Here is a 1160-nt window from a genome sequence, read left to right as displayed (position 1 = left end):
GGCCCCACGCTGCTCGAAGACTTCATCCTCCGCGAAAAGATCTTCCATTTCGATCACGAGCGCATCCCGGAGCGCGTCGTCCACGCACGCGGCTATGGCGCGCACGGCGTGTTCGAACTGACCGACAGTCTGGCCGACTACACCCGCGCCGACGTGCTGAGCACGGTCGGGCAGCAGACCGAGGTGTTCGTCCGCTTCTCAACGGTAGCGGGCAACAAGGGCTCGCGCGATCTGGCGCGCGACGTGCGCGGCTTCGCCGTCAAGATGTACACGAAGCAGGGCAACTGGGACATCGTCGGCAACAACATCCCGGTGTTCTTCATCCAGGATGCCATCAAGTTCCCCGATCTGGTCCATGCGGCCAAGCAGGAGCCCGACCGGGCGTTCCCCCAAGCGCAAACCGCACACGACAATTTCTGGGATTTCGCCAGCCTCACCCCGGAAGCCTGGCACATGATCATGTGGATCATGTCCGATCGCACGATCCCCCGCTCCTTCCGCACGATGGAGGGCTTCGGCGTCCACAGCTTCCGCCTGGTGAACGCGGAAGGCAGGGCGACCTTCGTCAAGTTCCACTGGAAGCCGCGCCAGGGGCTCCAGTCGGTGCTGTGGAACGAGGCGGTCAAGATCAGCGGCGCCGATCCCGACTATCATCGCCGCGATCTTTGGGAGGCGATCGAGAGCGGTGACTTCCCGCAATGGGACCTCGGCGTCCAGCTGTTCGATCAGGAAACCGCCGACAAGCTTCCCTTCGACCATCTCGACTCGACCAAGCTCATCCCCGAGGAGGACGTGCCGGTCCGCATCGTCGGTACGCTCACGCTCAATCGCAACGTCGACAACTTCTTCGCCGAAACCGAGCAGGTCGCTTATTGCACGCAGAACATCGTGCCGGGCATCGACTTCAGTGACGACCCGCTGCTGCACGGCCGCAACTTCTCCTATCTCGATACCCAGCTGAAGCGGCTCGGCAGCCCGAACTTCACCCACCTGCCGATCAATGCCCCGCGCTGTCCGGTGATGAACTTCCAGCAGGACGGCCACATGGCGATGCGCAATCCGAAGGGGCGCGTGAACTATGAGCCGAACAGCTGGGGCGCGGAAGGCGGTCCGCGCGAGAACCCGGAGATCGGCTTCACCAGCTTCCCCGCCGAGGTTCA

At 63.4% G+C, this 1160-nt stretch carries 1 protein-coding gene; it reads left to right on the top strand.

What is annotated here, in order from left to right:
* On the top strand, positions 1-1160 hold a 1160-nt coding region (locus tag J2Y58_RS20955; protein WP_310107452.1), incomplete at both ends, for a catalase.

This window comes from Sphingomonas sp. BE138 (assembly GCF_031456125.1).
Lineage (GTDB): Bacteria > Pseudomonadota > Alphaproteobacteria > Sphingomonadales > Sphingomonadaceae > Sphingomonas.
This window is presented reverse-complemented; position numbering and strand designations above follow the sequence as displayed.